Here is a 16672-nt window from a genome sequence, read left to right on the forward strand (position 1 = left end):
ACGGGCGGGCCTCATGCTCGTCCGGCTTGATGGCCGCCCGGCCGCGCTCAGGCGAAGCGCCCGTGAACGAAAGACGATCAACCCTCGTGTTCCGCATCCTGTTCTACCGCCCCGAAATCCCGCCCAACACGGGTAACGCGATCCGCTTGACCGCGAACACCGGCTGTGAGCTCCACCTGGTGGAGCCGCTCGGTTTCACCCTGGAGGACAAGCAGTTGCGGCGAGCCGGGCTCGACTACCACGACCTCGCGCGCGTCCACGTGCACGCGGACCTCGACGCGGCTTGGGCGGCCTTGCTGCCCGCCCGGGTCTTCGCGTTCAGCGCTTCGGCGACGCGGCTGCACACCGACGTCGCGTACGAGCCCGGGGACGTCCTGATGTTCGGGCCGGAGTCGGCCGGGCTGCCCGTGGAGGTGCAGGAGTCCGCCCAGGTCACGGACCGGGTGCGGCTGCCGATGCTGCCGACGAGCCGGTCGCTGAACCTGTCGAACACCGCGGCGATCAGCGTCTACGAGGCTTGGCGCCAGAACGGCTTCGCGACTCCCTGAGACGCACCCCCACTGCAATGAAGGGGCCTTTCATAGCAAATTTCGCTATGAAAGGCCCCTTCATTGCAGCGTCTACGGAAGTCGTTGCCCCAAGAAGAGCGAAGCCGCCGCCCCGATCATCAACACCAAGGTCCCGAGAATCACCCAAGGCCGGCTCGCGTCGGCGTCCTTGAGTTCGTACCCGATCTGCTCGCCGAGGTCGTCGTACACGCGTTTCAGCTCTTCGGCGCTGGCCGCCTTGTAGAAGTCGCCGCCCGAAAGCCGCGCGATCTCCTCCAGCGACTCGACGTCGACCTTCACGTCCTGCGGTTTGCCGTCGATGTCGACCGAACCGTGTGTGGTCCCGAACGCGATCGACGAGATCGGCACCTGAGCCTGCTTCGCCGCCTGGGCCGCCGTGTAGCCGCCTCGCGGGGCGTACAGGTCGTCCGGAACGGTCTGCTTGCCGTCACTCATCAGGACGATCCGGGCGGGAGGCGGGCCTTCCGCGCCGCCGACGATCGCCGAGAAGCTCTCGATCGACTGCAACGCGGCGAAAATCCCTTCACCGGTGGCCGTCGACTGCGCCAGCTTGAGATTGTCGATCGCCTTCACCACGCCGCCGCGGTCGGTGGTCGGCGCGACCAGCACGGTCGCCGTCCCCGCGAAGGAGATCAGCCCGAGGTTCACGCCCGGGGTCATGTTCTGCGCGAAGGACCGCGCCGACTCCTGGGCCGCCTTCAGCCGCGTCGGGGCGACGTCGGTCGCTTCCATCGACAGCGAGGTGTCGATCACCAGCATCACGGTGGCCCGATTCCGGGGCACCTTCTGCTCGGCCGTCGGCCCGGCGAGCGCGACGGTGAGCACCAGCAGCGACAGCACGATCAGGATGGCGGGAACGTGCCGCACCCACCCCTGGCTCTTCGGCGCGACCTTCTCCAGCAGTTCCAGGTTGGCGAACCGCATGGTGCGCTTGCGCCGCGCGCGCTGGGAAAGCACGTAGCCCACGGCCACCGCGGCGACCGCCAGCAGCAGCAGGAACCACCACGGCGAGGCGAATCCGGTGAGGCTCACGCGACACCACCGGACCAGCGGCGCTTGCGGGCCACCACGAACCGGACCATGTCCGCGATCCAGTCCGAATCGGTGCGCAGCACCAGATGCGCGGCACCGGCCCGGCGCAGCGCGGCCGCGACCTCCTGCCGGTGTGCGTGCGCCGCGGCGCCGAATTCCTTGCGCAGCAAGGCCGAAGCGTGCACTTCGCGCTGTTTCCCTGTCTCCGGGTCGGCCAGCACGACGGTGCCCACGTCGGGCAGGTCGATGTCGCGCGGGTCGAGGACTTCGATGGCGATGAGATCGTGGTGCCCGCCGAGCGCGCGCAACGGCCGCTGCCATTCGGTGTCGCCGAGGAAGTCGGAGATCACGACGGCCAGCCCGCGACGGCGGGGCGGACGACGCAGCTTTTCCAGTGCCGCGGCGAGATCCCCGCGGACACCTTCCTCGGCGCGCGGGGTCTCGGCGATCTTGCGGACCAGCCCCCGCGCGTGCGGAAGCCCGCCGCGCGCCGGGATCCGCGTGATGCTGCCCGCGCCGTTGGAGACGAGCGCGCCGATCCGGTTGCCGCCACCGCCGGTCAGGTGGGCGACCGCGGCCGTCGCGCAGACGACCAGGTCGCGCTTCTCGCACAGCGCGGTGCCGAAGTCGAGACTCGCGGACACGTCCGCCACCAGCCACGTCTCCAGTTCGCGGTCGGCGACGGTCTCCCGGATATGCGGGCTCGTCGTCCGCGCGGTGACCGCCCAGTCCATCCGGCGGACGTCGTCACCGGGCTGGTATGGCCTGGCCTCCCCCGGTTCCGAACCGGGCCCCGGCACCAGGCCGAGGTGGTTTCCCTGCAGCAGGCCGTCGAGACGGCGGCGCACGTCGAGTTCGAGCGTGCGCAGGCCCGCCTCCATCCGCTCCCCGCGGAGTACCGGCGGAGCCCAGGAAGGACGTTCGCCCTTCTCGTTCTTCACGCTCGCTTCCCTACCTGACCGGTGCGCCGGCCGGGACCGGGCCGCCCTGTCCGGCGCCGCCCTGCGGACGGGCCGATACCTGCGGCAACGGCACGGTCTGCAGCACCCGCGTGATGATGTGGTCGATCGGGACACCGTCGGCCAGCGCGTCGTAGGACAGCACCAGCCGGTGACGCAGCACGTCGGGAACGACGTCGACGACGTCCTGCGGCAGCACGTAGTCCCGGCCGCGGACCAGCGCCAGCGCGCGGGCCGCGGCGATGATGCCGAGGCTGGCCCGCGGCGAGGCGCCATAGGACACCCAGCCCGCGACGTCGGCGAGGCCGTGGTCGTTCGGAGTACGGGTGGTGAGCACGAGCCGGACGACGTAGTCGACCAGCGCGTGGTGCACGAAGACCTGCGAAGCGACGTTCTGCAGGCGGACCAGTTCGGCCGGGGTCAGCACCTCTTGCGGGGTGGGCGGGGTGACACCCATCCGGTAGATGATCTCCCGCTCCTCCTCGGCCGTCGGGTACTCGACGACGATCTTGAACAGGAAGCGGTCACGCTGCGCCTCGGGCAGCGGGTACACACCCTCGTTCTCGATCGGGTTCTGCGTGGCGAGCACCAAGAACGGGTCGGGCATCGGGAAGGTCTGGCCGCCGATCGACACGTGCCGCTCGGCCATCACCTCGAGCATCGCCGACTGCACCTTCGCCGGCGCGCGGTTGATCTCGTCGGCGAGCACGAAGTTCGCCACGACCGGGCCGAGTTCGACGTCGAACCGCTCGGCGCCCTGGCGGTAGATCCGGGTGCCGAGGATGTCGGCGGGGACCAGGTCCGGGGTGAACTGCACCCGCGAGAACGAGCCGCCGACCACGCGCGCGAAGGTCTCGACGGCGAGGGTCTTCGCGACACCGGGAACGCCTTCGAGCAGGAGGTGTCCCCTGGCGAGCAGGCCGACCAGCATCCGCTCGACCAGCCTGTCCTGGCCGACGATGATCCGCTTGACCTCGAACACGGTCCGCTCCAGCAACTGGGCGTCCCGCGCCGGCGTTCCGGGCTGCTGCTGCGCGCCGTCGGCGTAGCCGGGCTCGGTCACTGTGCCTCCTGTGTTCCCCGCTTGCGTGTGTGCGTCCGGATGTGACCGTAGTGGTCGGTGACACAGCCGTTCGTGACGGTAGCCAACCCGATCAGCGGTATGACGGCTGTGAAGCTCTAGGAGAGCCGGTCCAGATCTTCCGGCGTGTCGATGTCGTCGCTTTCGCCCGGTTCCTCGGGCACTTCGACGATCTCCAGCCCGCCCAGCGTCCGTCGCAGCGACGCGTTCTCCACCGTCTCCGGCAAAGCCGAGCGCAGTGCCTGCGCACGCCAGGCGCCGAGCAGCCACTGCCGCTCCCCCGAGGCGTCGACCAACACCGCACCCGAAGCCGTGCCGAGCCCGGCCAGCAGCCGGTCCACAGTGGACTTCCGGACGCCCGCGAGATCACCGGCCAGCACCACGACCAACTCGGTGCGCACCAACGCGAGCCCGGCGGCCAGCGCGGCCACCGGCCCCGTTCCCGGCGAGGACTCCCTGGTCCAGACGACGTCGCCGAATCCCGGCCGTTCCGGGCCGACGACGATCACCGGATCCGCGTCCGCGAGCGCGGCCAGAGCCCTGGCCAGCAACGGTTTCCCGCCCACGGGGAGCGCGGGTTTGTCCACACCGGACAGGCGACGCGCGGCGCCGCCCGCCAGCACGATCCCCGCGTACGCCATGTCTAGCCGATCAAGCGGGTCGCGTACGGCATGATGCCGCCGTAGCGCACCGGCGCGATGCGGACCCGCAGACCGGACTGCGGCGCCTCGACCATCTGCCCGTTCCCGAGGTACATCGCGACGTGGTGGATGCCCCGCGCGCTGCCGCCCCAGAAGAGCATGTCGCCGCGACGCATCTGCGAGAGCGGCACCTTCCGCCCGGCGTTGTACTGGTAGCCGCTGTAGTGCGGGAGCGACTTCACCCCGGCGAACGCGTAGATCATCAGGCCCGAGCAGTCGAAGCCGATCTTGTTGTAATCGCCGTAGCGGTCCGCCGTGCCACCGTCGCGGATACCGCGCGTCGGGCCGGACGTGTTGCCACCGCCCCAGGCGTACACCACTCCGAGCTGCGACAGCGCCCGCCGGACGACGGCTTCGACGCTCGCTCCGGCGGGGGCCGACTGGACGGGCCTGCCGGCCGGACGGCCGCCTCCGCCTTGACCGGGGCTGGGCCTCGACGCGGCGAGAGCGGCCTGACGGGCACGTTCCTCGTCCTCGCGGGCCTTCTGCGCCTTCCAGTCCTCGTAGCGCTGCCGCTGCCCCTGCAGGCCGCTGACCTTCTGCTGCGCTTCGAAGAGCTGCTTCTCGACGCTCGTCTTGTCGGCTTCGAGCTTCTCGTTCTGCGCGGCCTGGGTGTCCTGCGCGTGCTGCGCGGCGCTTTGGGCGTTGTCGGCCTCGTGTTTGGCCGCCTCGGCCGCGCGCTTGCGCTCCTGCGCGATCTCCAGCTTCTTGCGCGCGGTCGCGTCCTTGTTGGACTTGTCCGTCTGCGCCCGCTTCATCGTGTCGAGCGCGTTGAGCCTGCTGCCGCCGACCGCGTCGAGCATCTGGGCGCGGCCGAGCAGTTCCTTCGGGCTGTTGGCCGTCAGGTACGCCGAAACCGAGCCGATCGTGCTGCCCTGCTGGAAGCTGGCGGCGGCGAACCGGTCGAGGTCGGCGCGGGCCTTGTCGATGGCGGCCTGCGCCGCGTCGGATTCGGTGCGCGCGGACTTCGCGTCGCGATCGGCCTGCGCGGCTTCGTCCTGCGCGGTCTCCGCGTCGACCCTCGCCTTGTTGGCCTCTTCCATCTTCAGCTCGACGTCGTCGTTGAGCTGGGCGAGCTTCGACTCGGCCTGGGCCAGCTGGTTCGTGAGCCTGCCGACGTCACCCGCCTTGGCGTTGGCCTCGGCCTTGCTGGAGTTGATTTCGGAGTCGCTGGGGTTCGGCGGAGGCGGCGGAACCGCGACGGCCGTGCCCGTCACCCCCAGCAACAGGGCGATGCCGAGCGCGCCGATGGTCATGCCACGGCGAGCGACGGCCCCAGACCCGGCTTCACCACGCACGATCCACCCACCTCCCGATCTTGAACAACGACCTCACTGTGCCACTGCCGTCACAGCATTACCAGAAGCACCACCAGGAACTTACACACCGTAGGCACCATTTCCCCTCAACGGGGGACGAACAGACGAACGTTTCGTCACTCGAACGGCCGCAGGTGGATGAGACCTTCGTGACCCGCGTGTCGGCTTGCCAGGCAAAGTGAGCGGGAAGAGTCCGGAACCGGGGGGCGACTTGAATTTAAAAAAGGACGGGCGTACTGTTTGAGGAGACGAACGAGGTGTGCCATCCCGCGTCCGGACCTACGGTGGGGGTGCGCAAGACTCGCTCCCGGCCGACCCGAACGGCCTGGAGAACTCACCGAACTGACCCGCCACTGGAGTTAGAAGTGACCGCACCCGCCAGCAAGGACAGCTTCGGCGCCAAAGACACGCTGAAGGTGGGCGACGCCTCGTACGAGGTGTTCCGCCTGAACAAGGTCGAGGGCTCCCAGCGCCTTCCCTACAGCCTGAAGATCCTGCTCGAGAACCTGCTGCGGACCGAGGACGGCGCGAACATCACCGCCGACCACATCCGCGCGCTCGGCAACTGGGACGCCAAGGCCGACCCGTCGATCGAGATCCAGTTCACGCCCGCCCGCGTGATCATGCAGGACTTCACCGGCGTGCCCTGCGTCGTCGACCTCGCCACCATGCGCGAGGCCGTCACCGACCTCGGCGGCGACCCGGACAAGGTCAACCCGCTCGCCCCCGCCGAGCTGGTCATCGACCACTCCGTGATCATCGACGTCTTCGGCCGCGCCGACGCCTTCGAGCGCAACGTCGAGATCGAGTACGAGCGCAACCGCGAGCGCTACCAGTTCCTGCGCTGGGGCCAGGGCGCCTTCGACGAGTTCAAGGTCGTCCCGCCGGGCACCGGCATCGTGCACCAGGTCAACATCGAGCACCTCGCGCGCACGGTCATGTCCCGCAACGGCCAGGCGTACCCCGACTCCTGCGTCGGCACCGACTCGCACACCACCATGGTCAACGGCCTCGGCGTGCTGGGCTGGGGCGTCGGCGGCATCGAGGCCGAGGCCGCCATGCTGGGCCAGCCGGTCTCCATGCTCATCCCGCGCGTCGTGGGCTTCAAGCTCACCGGCGAGATCCCGACCGGCGTGACCGCCACCGACGTCGTGCTCACCATCACCGAGATGCTGCGCAAGCATGGTGTGGTCAGCAAGTTCGTCGAGTTCTACGGCGAGAGCGTCGGCGCGGTGCCGCTGGCCAACCGCGCCACCATCGGCAACATGAGCCCGGAATTCGGCTCCACCGCGGCGATCTTCCCGATCGACGAGGAGACCGTCCGCTACCTCAAGCTCACCGGCCGCTCCGAGGAGCAGGTCGCGCTCGTCGAGGCCTACGCCAAGGAGCAGGGCCTCTGGCACGACCCGTCGCACGAGCCGGAGTACTCCGAGTACATCGAGCTGGACCTGTCGACGGTCGTCCCGTCGATCGCCGGCCCGAAGCGCCCGCAGGACCGCATCGAGCTCACCGACGCGAAGAACTCGTTCCGCAAGTCGATCCACGACTACGTCGGCGGTGAAGAGGTCCCGCACACCAACGTGGACGAAGCCGTCGAGGAGTCCTTCCCGGCCAGCGACCCGGCCGCCCTCTCGTTCAAGGACGAGGGCGCGGTCGACATCCAGTCGGCGGCGAACGGCCACACCGGCCGCCCGACCAACCCGGTCAAGGTCAGCACGTCGGACCGCGGCGAGTTCATCCTCGACCACGGCGCCGTGGTGATCGCCTCGATCACCTCCTGCACCAACACCTCCAACCCGTCGGTCATGCTCGGCGCGGCGCTGCTCGCCAGGAACGCGGTCGACAAGGGCCTCGCGGTCAAGCCGTGGGTCAAGACCTCGATGGCACCGGGTTCGCAGGTCGTCACCGACTACTACGACAAGGCCGGCCTCTGGCCGTACCTGGAGAAGCTGGGCTACCACCTGGTCGGCTACGGCTGCACCACCTGCATCGGCAACTCCGGCCCGCTCTCCGACGAGATCTCCGCGGCGATCCAGGAGAACGACCTCACCGCGGTTTCGGTGCTCTCGGGCAACCGGAACTTCGAAGGCCGCATCAACCCCGACGTGAAGATGAACTACCTCGCGTCGCCGCCGCTGGTCATCGCGTACGCGCTCGCCGGCACGATGGACTTCGACTTCGAGAACCAGCCGCTCGGCAAGGACACCGACGGCAACGACGTCTTCCTGAAGGACATCTGGCCGTCGGCCAAGGAGATCCAGGAGACCATCGACTACGCGATCACGCAGGAGATGTTCACCAAGGACTACGCCGACGTCTTCGACGGTGGCGAGCGGTGGAAGTCCCTGCCCACCCCCGAGGGCAAGACCTTCGACTGGGACGCCGAGTCCACCTACGTCCGGAAGCCCCCGTACTTCGAGGGCATGCAGGCGGAGCCCGCCCCGGTCACCGACATCTCCGGCGCGCGCGTGCTGGCGAAGCTGGGCGACTCGGTCACCACCGACCACATCTCCCCCGCCGGCGCGATCAAGCCGGGCACCCCGGCCGCGCAGTACCTGACCGAGCACGGCGTGGAGAAGAAGGACTTCAACTCCTACGGCTCGCGTCGCGGTAACCACGAGGTCATGATCCGCGGCACCTTCGCGAACATCCGGCTGCGCAACCAGCTGCTGGACGACGTGCAGGGCGGCTACACCCGCGACTTCACCCAGGACGACGCCCCGCAGGCGTTCATCTACGACGCGGCGCAGAACTACGCGGCGCAGGACATCCCGCTGGTCGTCCTGGGCGGCAAGGAGTACGGCTCCGGTTCGTCCCGTGACTGGGCGGCCAAGGGCACGCGCCTGCTGGGTGTGCGCGCGGTGATCACCGAGTCGTTCGAGCGCATCCACCGGTCGAACCTGATCGGCATGGGCGTCATCCCGCTGCAGTTCCCGGCGGGCGAGTCGGCCTCGTCGCTCGGCCTCGACGGCACCGAGACGTTCGACATCTCGGGCATCACGAAGCTGAACGACGGCGAGACCCCGCGCACGGTCCACGTCACCGCGACGAAGACCGACGGCACCAAGGTGGAGTTCGACGCGGACGTCCGCATCGACACCCCGGGTGAGGCGGACTACTACCGCAACGGCGGCATCCTGCAGTACGTCCTGCGGAAGATGACCCAGGCGTAAGCACGACACACGAAGGGCCCCTTTCCCCGCACTTCAGGGAAAGGGGCCCTTCGTCGTTCTTCGGTACCGTGCGGGTATGACCACGGGGAGAGTTCAGGTCGAAAACGGCGAATTGGCGTACGAGATCCGGGGTGAGGGCGATCCGGTGATCCTGCTGCACGGCGGGATCCTCGACTCCCGGATGTGGGACGCGGAGATGACGGCGTTCGGACGCCACCACACCGCCATCCGGTACGACGCGCGCGGGCACGGCGAGTCGTCCACACCGACGGAGCGGTTCAAGCACTACGAGGATCTCCGCGAGCTGATGGCCGCGCTGGGACTCCCCCGCGCGTCGCTGGTCGGGCTCTCCGGTGGTGGCCGGATCGCGGTCGACTTCGCGCTGACCTACCCGGATCAGGTCGAAACCCTCGTGCTCGTCGCCACCGGCCTCAGCGCGATGGTGACGAAGGATCCCTTCGTCCTGGAGCAGACCAAGAAGCTCGAAGAGGCGGGTGCGCGGGGCGATCTCCCCGCCGCCATCGAATGCATCCTGCGCATGTGGGTGGACGGGCCACGGCGCACGCCCGCGGACGTCGATCAGCGGGTCCGGCGGCTGTGCCAGGAGATGTACACGCAGACGGTCGTACGGCACGGGCTGTCGGGCTTCACGCTGATGGACGAACTGCGGGCCGTCGAACGCGTCGGCGAGCTGACCCCGCGCACCCTGACCTTGGTGGGAGATCTGGATTCCTCCGACATCGTCGCCATCGCCTGCCAGATCGAAAGCGAAGCACGCGACGCCCGGAAACTGGTCGTCCCCGGGGTCGCGCACATGATCAATCTGGAGAAACCCGCCGAATTCTCCCGGACAGTGCTGGATTTCCTGGCCTGCTCGTGAGCCCTCCTGGTGACGCTGGAAGCCCGTGCCCCAGGCCGCGGTTCCCCACGTTGCGAAAGCCACTTTCGCAACCTTCAACGTTGGGAAAGTGGCTTTCGCGACTCCCAGCCGTTCGCTGCCGGGCCCACCTTCAGGCGGTCTCGCGGTCTTCCTGCTCCGAGCAGTCTTCCCGGTGCTCCGGGCGGCGGTCGACGACGCGGCCGAGCGGGCGCAACAGCACGTTGACCCCGACGATCACCACGGTCCCGGCGAGCGCGACGACGTAAAGTCCCGCTCCCGCAAGGGATCCGACGGCCGCCGAGCACCACAGCGTGGCCGCGGTGTTGAGCCCGCGCACGTTCAGCCCGTCCCGCAGGATCACCCCGGCGCCGAGGAAACCGATACCGGAGACGATCTGGGCGGCGACGCGCGTCGGGTCGGCGTCACCGCTGGTGTCCAGCCCGCCGAAACCGTGGGCGGACAACAGGACGAAGAGGGTCGCGCCGACGGCGACGAGGGCGTTGGTGCGGAGTCCGGCCATCCGGGCGCGGTACTGGCGCTCGATGCCGATGACGGCGCCGAGGCCGACGCCGGTGCCGACCCTGAGCAGCATTTCGAAGGTGTTCATGATTCCGGCTCTTTTCTGGCGTGCGTACACAAAGCCAGACAGGGAAAGGAGACCGGAGAAGGTCAGCGCACCGCGCACACGGGTGAACGGCGACCACGTCCGGTCGGTCCAGAACTGTCTTCCGGCATGTGCCGCTCACCTCGCTTTCGTACTCGATCGGTGTTGATCAACCTTCGGGACCTTACCACCGGACGAGCCGAGCGCGGAGTGGATCGTGTCACGGAGCCAGCGCTGGGCCGGGTCGGCGTCGAGTCGCGCGTGCCAGAGCTGGCAGACCTCGATGGGCGGGAGATCCGCGGGGATCGGGAACCAGCGGAGGCCGAGCGACCGGCCGTACTGCTCGGCGAGCCGCTGGGGCGCGAGCCCGACGTAGTCGCTCGACGCGACCAGGAACGCGGCGACGGCGGAGGTGGGAACGACCGCCGCGACCCGGCGCTGGAGACCGGCCGCTTCGAGGACGTCGTCGAGCGGTCCCCTGCCCCGGCCGCGCCGTGAAGCGGAAACGTGCGGATACCGGCAAAGCTGCCTCAGCGTCGGGCGGCGCACATCCCCGAGCGGGCCGTCCGCCCTGACGATCGCGACCACTCGTTCGTGGTACAGCAGCGTCGAACGGATGTCGGGCGCGACGATGTCGCCCGCGCCGATGTCCAGATCCACCGAACCATCTCGCAAGGCCTCGGTGCTTTCGCTGCCTTCGGCGACGAAACGCAGGACGACGCCCGGCGCGACCGCGGCGGTCGCTTCGGCGGCGGCCGTCACCAGTGTCGCGGCGACGCCGTCGTTGATGCGGATGGTGAAGGTGCGTTCGAGATCACCGATCGCCAGCTCGCGGTCGGCGCTGATCAGGGCCGACGCCTCGTCGAGCAGGGACCGCACCCGCGGGGCCGTCCGGAGCGCGAACGGCGTCGGCACCATCCCGCGGCCGGCGCGTACCAGGATCGGGTCGCCCATCGCCCGCCGCAACCGGCCCAGCGCCCGGCTGGCCGCGGGGATCGACAGGTGCAGCCGTTCGGCCGCCGCCGTCACGCTGCCCTCCCGCAGCAACGCGTCGAACACGCGCAAGAGGTTGAGGTCCAGCTGGTCGGCCATTGTTGCATCGTACGCAACTCTGGGTTGCCAAAGTTGCGTGGCGCGAAGAATGGGCTGGCCCATAGCGTCGTGGGCATGCCACTCCGACTTCAACTCCGCGACGTTCCCGAAGCCGCGGCGGACCGACGCGGCCTGCTGACCGCCATGTGCGCCTGTGTCGTGCTCGTGGTCGGGATGGTCGCCGCGATCAATCTCGCCGTCCCGATGCTGGCCGCGAGCGAGCTTCACCCGTCCGCGTCGGCACTGATCTGGATCGTCGACACCTACGTCATCTTCTTCGCCTGTCTCGTGATCCCCGGCGGAGCGGCGGGCGACCGCTTCGGCCGCAAGGGTGTCCTGCTCGTCGGGCTGGCGCTGTTCGCGCTCGGCGCGCTGCTGTCGGCGCTCGCGCCCAACGTGCCTTTCCTGCTGGCGGGCCGGGCGATCACGGGGATCGGGGCCGCCGCGGTGCTGCCCAACACGCTCGCCGTCCTGCTGCACGCCGTCCCCGCCGAACGCAAGGGCGTGACCATCGCGACCTGGGCCTCGATGACCGGAATCGGCGGTGTCCTGGGAAACGTCGGTGGCGGCGCGGTGCTGTCAGGCGGATCGTGGCGCTGGCTGTTCGCGGCCGCCGTCCCGCTCTCCCTGGTGCTCCTCGCGCTGGCCGCCCGGATCGCACCGGTGTCCCCACGGCACGACCGGCCGCTCAGTCCGCTCGGCGCCGTCCTGCTCGTCGGCGCGTCGGTCGCGCTGCTGCTCGGCATCGTCGAGGGCCCCGAAGCGGGTTGGGGCAGCCCGCTCGTCCTGTGCGGTTTCGCCAGTGCGGTCGTGCTTTTCGCCCTGTGGACGTTCGTGGAGCTGAAGGCAGAGCACCCACTGCTCGATCCCCGGATGTTCCGTGTGCCCGCACTGCGCAGTGCCTGTCTCGGCATGACCGCGATCTTCTTCGGGATGTTCGCGCTGTTCTACGTCAACGCGTCCTTTCTCCAGTACGGCAAGGGTTTCAGTGTGCTGCTGACCGGGCTCGGGATCATCCCGCTGACCGTCCCGGTCATCCTCGGCGCGAGGCACGTCGGCAAACTCGTCCAGCGCGTCGGCGTCGACGCCACTGTCGCCATCGCCTTCGTGTTCTGCGGCTGCGGTCTCATCGGACTGTCCACAAGCGACTCTTCGACGCCGTACCCGGTCTACGCGGCCTGGCTCGTGGTGACCGGGATCGGTGTCACGCTGGCACTTCCGACCCTGTCCGCCGCGATCTCCGGTTCGGTGCCCCCGGCCCAGGCGGGGGTCGGCGCCGGGCTGCAGGCCACCACCCGGGAATTCGGCAGCGCGCTCGGTGTCGCGGTCATCGGCACCGTCCTCACCGGACGGTTCGTCGCCGCACTGCCGCCCGACATCCGCGCGGATCACGATCCGCACACCGTGGCACAGGCACTGGCGGCCGCGCCCGGCCGCTCTCCCGAAGTGATCTCCGCGTTCGTCACCGGCGCGGGCACCGCCCTCCGGGTGATCGGCGTCAGCGTGCTCATCCTCGGGGCGCTCGTCGTCCTGCAATCAAGGCTTCCCCGTAACCCCAAGTAGAAGGAGTTTTCCCATGCAGGTATTCGTCACCGGGGCGACCGGCTGGATCGGCTCGGCCGTCGTGGACGAGTTGCTCGACGCCGGTCACGAGGTCACCGGTCTCGCCCGGTCCGACGCCTCCGCCGCCACACTCGACCGGAAGGGCGCCCGGGTCCGCCGCGGCGACCTGGACGATCTCGACGGCCTTCGCTCGGCCGCCGAAGAGGCCGACGCCGTCATCCATTTGGCGAACAAACACGACTGGGGCAACCCCGCCGAATCCAACCGGGCCGAACGGGCGGCCGTCGAGACCTTCGCCGACAGCTTGACCGGAACCGGACGGGCCTTCGTTCTCGCCGCGGGCCTCTCCACCGTGGCCAAGGGGCGGCCCGCCACCGAAACCGACCTCTCCCCCGCGGTCGGCCCCGATTCCCATCGCGGCGGCGCCGAGAACCTCGCGCTCGAATACGCCGAGAAGGGCATGCGGGTGATCAGTGCCCGGTTCGCGCCGTCGGTGCACGGCGTGGGCGACCACGGGTTCCTCGCCGCCATCGTCGCGGCCGCTCACAAGCACGGCGTCTCCGGCTACGTCGGCGACGGCACCGCGGCCTGGGCCGCCGTGCACCGCACCGACGCCGCCCGGCTCGTCCGGCTGGCGCTGGAAGGAGCGCCCACCGGCTCGCTACTCCACGCTGTCGCGGAAGAAGCCGTCACGACCCGGGAGATCGCCGAAGCCGTCGGGCGCACGCTCGGCCTTCCGGTGGTGTCCGTGGCACCGGAGAACGCCACCGAGCACTTCGGCTTCGTCGGCCGGTTCTTCGCGCTCGACATGTCCGCGTCCAGCGCGCGCACCCGAGAACTCCTCGCGTGGACCCCGTACGGACCGAGCCTGGCCGAGGACATCGAAGCCGGCGCCTACGCCTGACCGAAAGGGAACACCATGTCCGAAGTGACCGCGTTCATGCTGGTGAAGACCACACCGGAGTGGCTCGGCCTCACGGTCGAGCAACGTGTGAAGGCCTTCAAATCCGAGATCCTCCCGGTGATCGAGAGCAAGGTGAAAGGGGTCCGGTCCCGGTTCTTCGACACGGAGTTCTACTCCGCGCGAGTGACCGACGTGTGGGTATGGGAAGCGGAAGACCATCACTCGTACCAGTTGCTCATCGAGGCGCTGCGTGAGACGCCCTTCTGGGACCGGTACTTCGAGATCGTCGACCTCCTGGTCGGGGTCGAGAACGCGTACGCGGCGAACTACGGTTTGGACACCTACGCGAGCGTCAACGTCTGAAACGGAGGGTGAGCCAGGCGCACCGGCGGCCGCGACCACGCCGAAGCCGGTGCCCTGGTTACCCACCCGGATGGCCTGGACGAGCAGTCGTCCGGCCTCTCCGGCCCTCCCCGTCCGGAACCCTAGGGCCGGGCGCTGGGGACCGGTCCCCGAACGCCACGAAGGCCACCGCCGAGACGGTGGCCTTCGTGGTCGTTCGCCTGGATCAGGCAGTGGTTTCGAACGGCTGGACGTTCGGCTGGAACACCTGGCCGTTGGCCGGGACCTTCAGATCGATCAGGTAGTCGGCCGTCACCTTGTCCACCCCGAGCGAGTCGCCGAGGATGCAGTGCCCGAACGCGTCGACCGAGAGCAACCGGGCGTTGCCCAGCTGGTCGGCCATCCGCTTCGAGAACAGGTACTGGGTCGCCGGGTCGTAGTAGTTGCCGACGACCAGGACCGGGGTGTCGGTCTTGGCCTGCCACGGGCCGCGGTAGACGTCCGGCTTCTTCGCCGGCCACACCGGGCAGCCCGCCACGTCCGAGAACGCCTGGTAGCGACCGAAAGTGGGCGATTCCTTCTCCCACTTGGCGGCGATCTCCGGGACCTTCTCCTGCTTGATCGTGATCTTCTTGTCCGAGCAGTTCACGGCGAAGTAGGAGTCGTCGCCGGTGTACGGGCTGTCCGGGTTCACGTCCGCGCGCCCGTTCGCCCCCGACCGCAGCACCTTCAGCTCGACGGCCTGCGCCGTCTGTGTCTGCGCCGCGGGCGGGTGGACGATGTTGTACAGCGCCTGCAGGTCGTCGGCCAGCGGCGGGAACGACGTCGGCGAGTACAGCACCCCGGCCACCGTGCTGGTGAACGCGTTGATGTCGTAACTGCTCCCGTCCGGCAGCTTGATCGGCTGCCGGCGCAGGTGGTCGCGGATCTCGTCGAACTTCTCCCGCGGCGTGCCCGGGCTGAAGGAGCACTTCGGCCCCACCTGCGCGCACTTGCGCAGGAAGGCGTCCAGCGCGATCTCGAACCCGCGAGCGCGCTCGCGGTCGTACTGCACACCGTCGCTGGTGCGCAGTGCCGGATCGACGTTGCCGTCGATGACGATCGCCCGGCTCTGCTTCGGGAACATCGACGTGTACGTCGACCCGATCAGGGTCCCGTACGAGAAGCCGACGAAGGTCAGCTTCTGGTCGCCGACGGCCGCCCGCATCTTGTCGAGGTCACGCACGACGTCCTTGGTGGACATGTGGTTCAGCAGCGCGCCCGCGTTGTTCTTGCAGAACTGGCCGTAGTCGCGGTACGAGGCCAGCGTCCCGGAGATCTCCTGCCGGGTCAGCGGCACGGGGACCTGCGCGGAGAAGACGTCGTCCGCGTCTTCCTGCGTGGTGAAGCATTTGAGCGGGTTGCTGGCTCCGACCCCGCGCGGGTCGAACCCGATCAGGTCGAACCGGTCCAGCACCTGCGGCTGGAAGTAGTTCGCCGCGCCGATCGGCATCCGGAACCCGGAACCGCCGGGACCGCCCGGGTTGAGGAACAGCGAGCCGACCTTCTTGTCGGGCGTCTTCGCCGCCCGCTTCAGCATCGCGATGTCGATGGTGCCGAGCGCCGCGTTGTCGTGGTCGATCGGCACGCGGTACCGCGCACAGCTGTAGAACTTGGCCTGGTCGGCGGGAACACCGCGGATCTGGTCCGCCGTGCAGGCACCCCAGGTCACCGGCGCCGTCGCGCCGACCTGGGCGGCGGGCGTCCCGGCCTCCTGGGCGGCGACCGCCGTCCCGGAGGCACCGGTCAGCGCGGCGCCGGCCACGAGTGCCCCTACCAGTGCGAAACCGCGCACCGGCCTCCTTGTGGATCTCGGCAAAACGACTCCTCCCTCGGCTGGCGACGTGATGGGCCACGTCGCTCGTCGCGCCGTCGACGTCACGGCGCGTAACACCCAAGGAGCCTCGCACAGGCCGGTAACCCAGTCACCGGCCGAAAGGATGGTACGAACCTATCGAGTGGTTGTCTTCAACTCGAAAATCGGTAACACACGGCGAGCGGCTTGCTCCTCCATGGAGTAACCGGGCCAGAACTCCAGCAGCAGTTTCCACATCGCTTCGTACTCGTCTCCGCGCAGTTCCCTGGCCCTGACCGGGATCTCCTTACCCGCCAGCGCGACGACCGCGTCGGGATTCGACCTCAGGTTGTGTGTCCACGCGGGATCGTTCGGCCTCCCCCAATTGGAGCCGACGAGCACGAAGTCCTCACCGTGCGGGAAGTACAGGAGATTGGTACTGCGGGGCAGGCCGCTCTTGCGGCCGGTCGTGGTCAGCCGCAGGGAAGGGAGCCCGGCCAGCGCGACCAGGCTCACCTTCCCCTTGAACAGCCGGTGGAGTCTCTTGTCCACCCAGATGATCCCGCCGGCGAGCCCCATCAGCCACGGTTTGGTGCCGAGCGCGCGGGCGAGCGACGTG

14 protein-coding genes and 1 pseudogene are annotated in these 16672 nt (G+C 69.1%); 6 read left to right on the forward strand and 9 right to left on the reverse strand.

The window, feature by feature from the left end; all coding sequences use genetic code 11:
- Positions 1-86: 86 nt before the first annotated feature.
- Positions 87-548 carry a tRNA (cytidine(34)-2'-O)-methyltransferase gene (locus DMH01_RS18130; RefSeq protein WP_125678227.1) on the forward strand — a complete coding sequence of 154 codons (462 nt, stop codon included), beginning with the start codon at positions 87-89 and terminating at the stop codon, positions 546-548.
- Between the two features lie 72 nt (positions 549-620).
- On the opposite strand, the gene DMH01_RS18135 is transcribed toward DMH01_RS18130, so the two are convergent.
- The 5 genes from DMH01_RS18135 to DMH01_RS18155 form a co-directional block, all read right to left on the reverse strand.
- Positions 621-1601: a VWA domain-containing protein gene (locus DMH01_RS18135; RefSeq protein WP_125678229.1), complete on the reverse strand. Its 981-nt coding sequence runs from the start codon at positions 1599-1601 to the stop codon at positions 621-623.
- On the reverse strand, positions 1598-2482 hold the full coding sequence (locus DMH01_RS18140) for a DUF58 domain-containing protein (protein WP_225950060.1): 885 nt from the start codon (positions 2480-2482) through the stop codon (positions 1598-1600). Before DMH01_RS18140 ends, DMH01_RS18135 begins: the two co-directional genes overlap by 4 nt.
- A 70-nt stretch (positions 2483-2552) precedes the next feature.
- Positions 2553-3623, reverse strand: a complete 1071-nt coding sequence (locus tag DMH01_RS18145; protein ID WP_034306533.1) for a MoxR family ATPase — start codon at positions 3621-3623, stop codon at positions 2553-2555.
- A 116-nt stretch (positions 3624-3739) separates the two neighbouring features.
- The gene (locus DMH01_RS18150; protein ID WP_125678231.1) at positions 3740-4282 is read right to left on the reverse strand and encodes a molybdenum cofactor guanylyltransferase; all 543 of its coding nucleotides are present in this window, start codon (positions 4280-4282) and stop codon (positions 3740-3742) included.
- Between the two features lie 2 nt (positions 4283-4284).
- On the reverse strand, positions 4285-5640 hold the full coding sequence (locus DMH01_RS18155) for an NlpC/P60 family protein (protein ID WP_125678233.1): 1356 nt from the start codon (positions 5638-5640) through the stop codon (positions 4285-4287).
- Between the two features lie 386 nt (positions 5641-6026).
- Here DMH01_RS18155 and DMH01_RS18160 point away from each other — a divergent pair, with 386 nt between their 5' ends.
- Positions 6027-8834, forward strand: a complete 2808-nt coding sequence (locus DMH01_RS18160; RefSeq protein WP_125678235.1) for an aconitate hydratase — start codon at positions 6027-6029, stop codon at positions 8832-8834.
- A gap of 76 nt (positions 8835-8910) precedes the next feature.
- A complete protein-coding gene (locus DMH01_RS18165) occupies positions 8911-9714 on the forward strand; it encodes an alpha/beta fold hydrolase (RefSeq protein WP_125678237.1) in 804 nt (267 codons plus the stop codon).
- Between the two features lie 175 nt (positions 9715-9889).
- Here the strand turns inward: DMH01_RS18165 and DMH01_RS18170 are convergent.
- Positions 9890-10321 (reverse strand): annotated as a pseudogene (locus DMH01_RS18170) (MgtC/SapB family protein); the annotation flags it as partial.
- Positions 10322-10456: 135 nt separating this feature from the next.
- Positions 10457-11410, reverse strand: a complete 954-nt coding sequence (locus tag DMH01_RS18175) for a LysR family transcriptional regulator (RefSeq protein ID WP_125678241.1) — start codon at positions 11408-11410, stop codon at positions 10457-10459.
- A gap of 144 nt (positions 11411-11554) precedes the next feature.
- Between DMH01_RS18175 and DMH01_RS18180 the strand changes: the two genes are divergently transcribed.
- Genes DMH01_RS18180 through DMH01_RS18190 form a run of 3 tightly spaced genes read left to right on the forward strand, consistent with a single transcriptional unit; the run spans position 11555 to position 14240 of the window.
- Positions 11555-12973: an MFS transporter gene (locus tag DMH01_RS18180; protein ID WP_199745559.1), complete on the forward strand. Its 1419-nt coding sequence runs from the start codon at positions 11555-11557 to the stop codon at positions 12971-12973.
- A gap of 13 nt (positions 12974-12986) precedes the next feature.
- Entirely contained in the window at positions 12987-13877 is an 891-nt protein-coding gene (locus DMH01_RS18185) for an SDR family oxidoreductase (protein WP_125678245.1), read from the forward strand.
- A 15-nt stretch (positions 13878-13892) separates the two neighbouring features.
- Positions 13893-14240 carry a darcynin family protein gene (locus tag DMH01_RS18190; protein ID WP_125678247.1) on the forward strand — a complete coding sequence of 116 codons (348 nt, stop codon included), beginning with the start codon at positions 13893-13895 and terminating at the stop codon, positions 14238-14240.
- A 205-nt stretch (positions 14241-14445) separates the two neighbouring features.
- Here DMH01_RS18190 and DMH01_RS18195 read toward each other — a convergent pair whose 3' ends face one another.
- Positions 14446-16053 (reverse strand): alpha/beta hydrolase, encoded by a 1608-nt coding sequence (locus DMH01_RS18195; RefSeq protein ID WP_125678249.1) that lies wholly within the window; start codon positions 16051-16053, stop codon positions 14446-14448.
- Positions 16054-16209: 156 nt separating this feature from the next.
- Positions 16210-16632 carry a nitroreductase family deazaflavin-dependent oxidoreductase gene (locus DMH01_RS18200; protein ID WP_125678809.1) on the reverse strand — a complete coding sequence of 141 codons (423 nt, stop codon included), beginning with the start codon at positions 16630-16632 and terminating at the stop codon, positions 16210-16212.
- Between the last annotated feature and the right edge of the window lie 40 nt (positions 16633-16672).

The sequence above is a fragment of the Amycolatopsis sp. WAC 04182 genome (genome assembly GCF_003947465.1).
In the GTDB taxonomy this organism is placed as follows: Bacteria; Actinomycetota; Actinomycetes; order Mycobacteriales; family Pseudonocardiaceae; genus Amycolatopsis.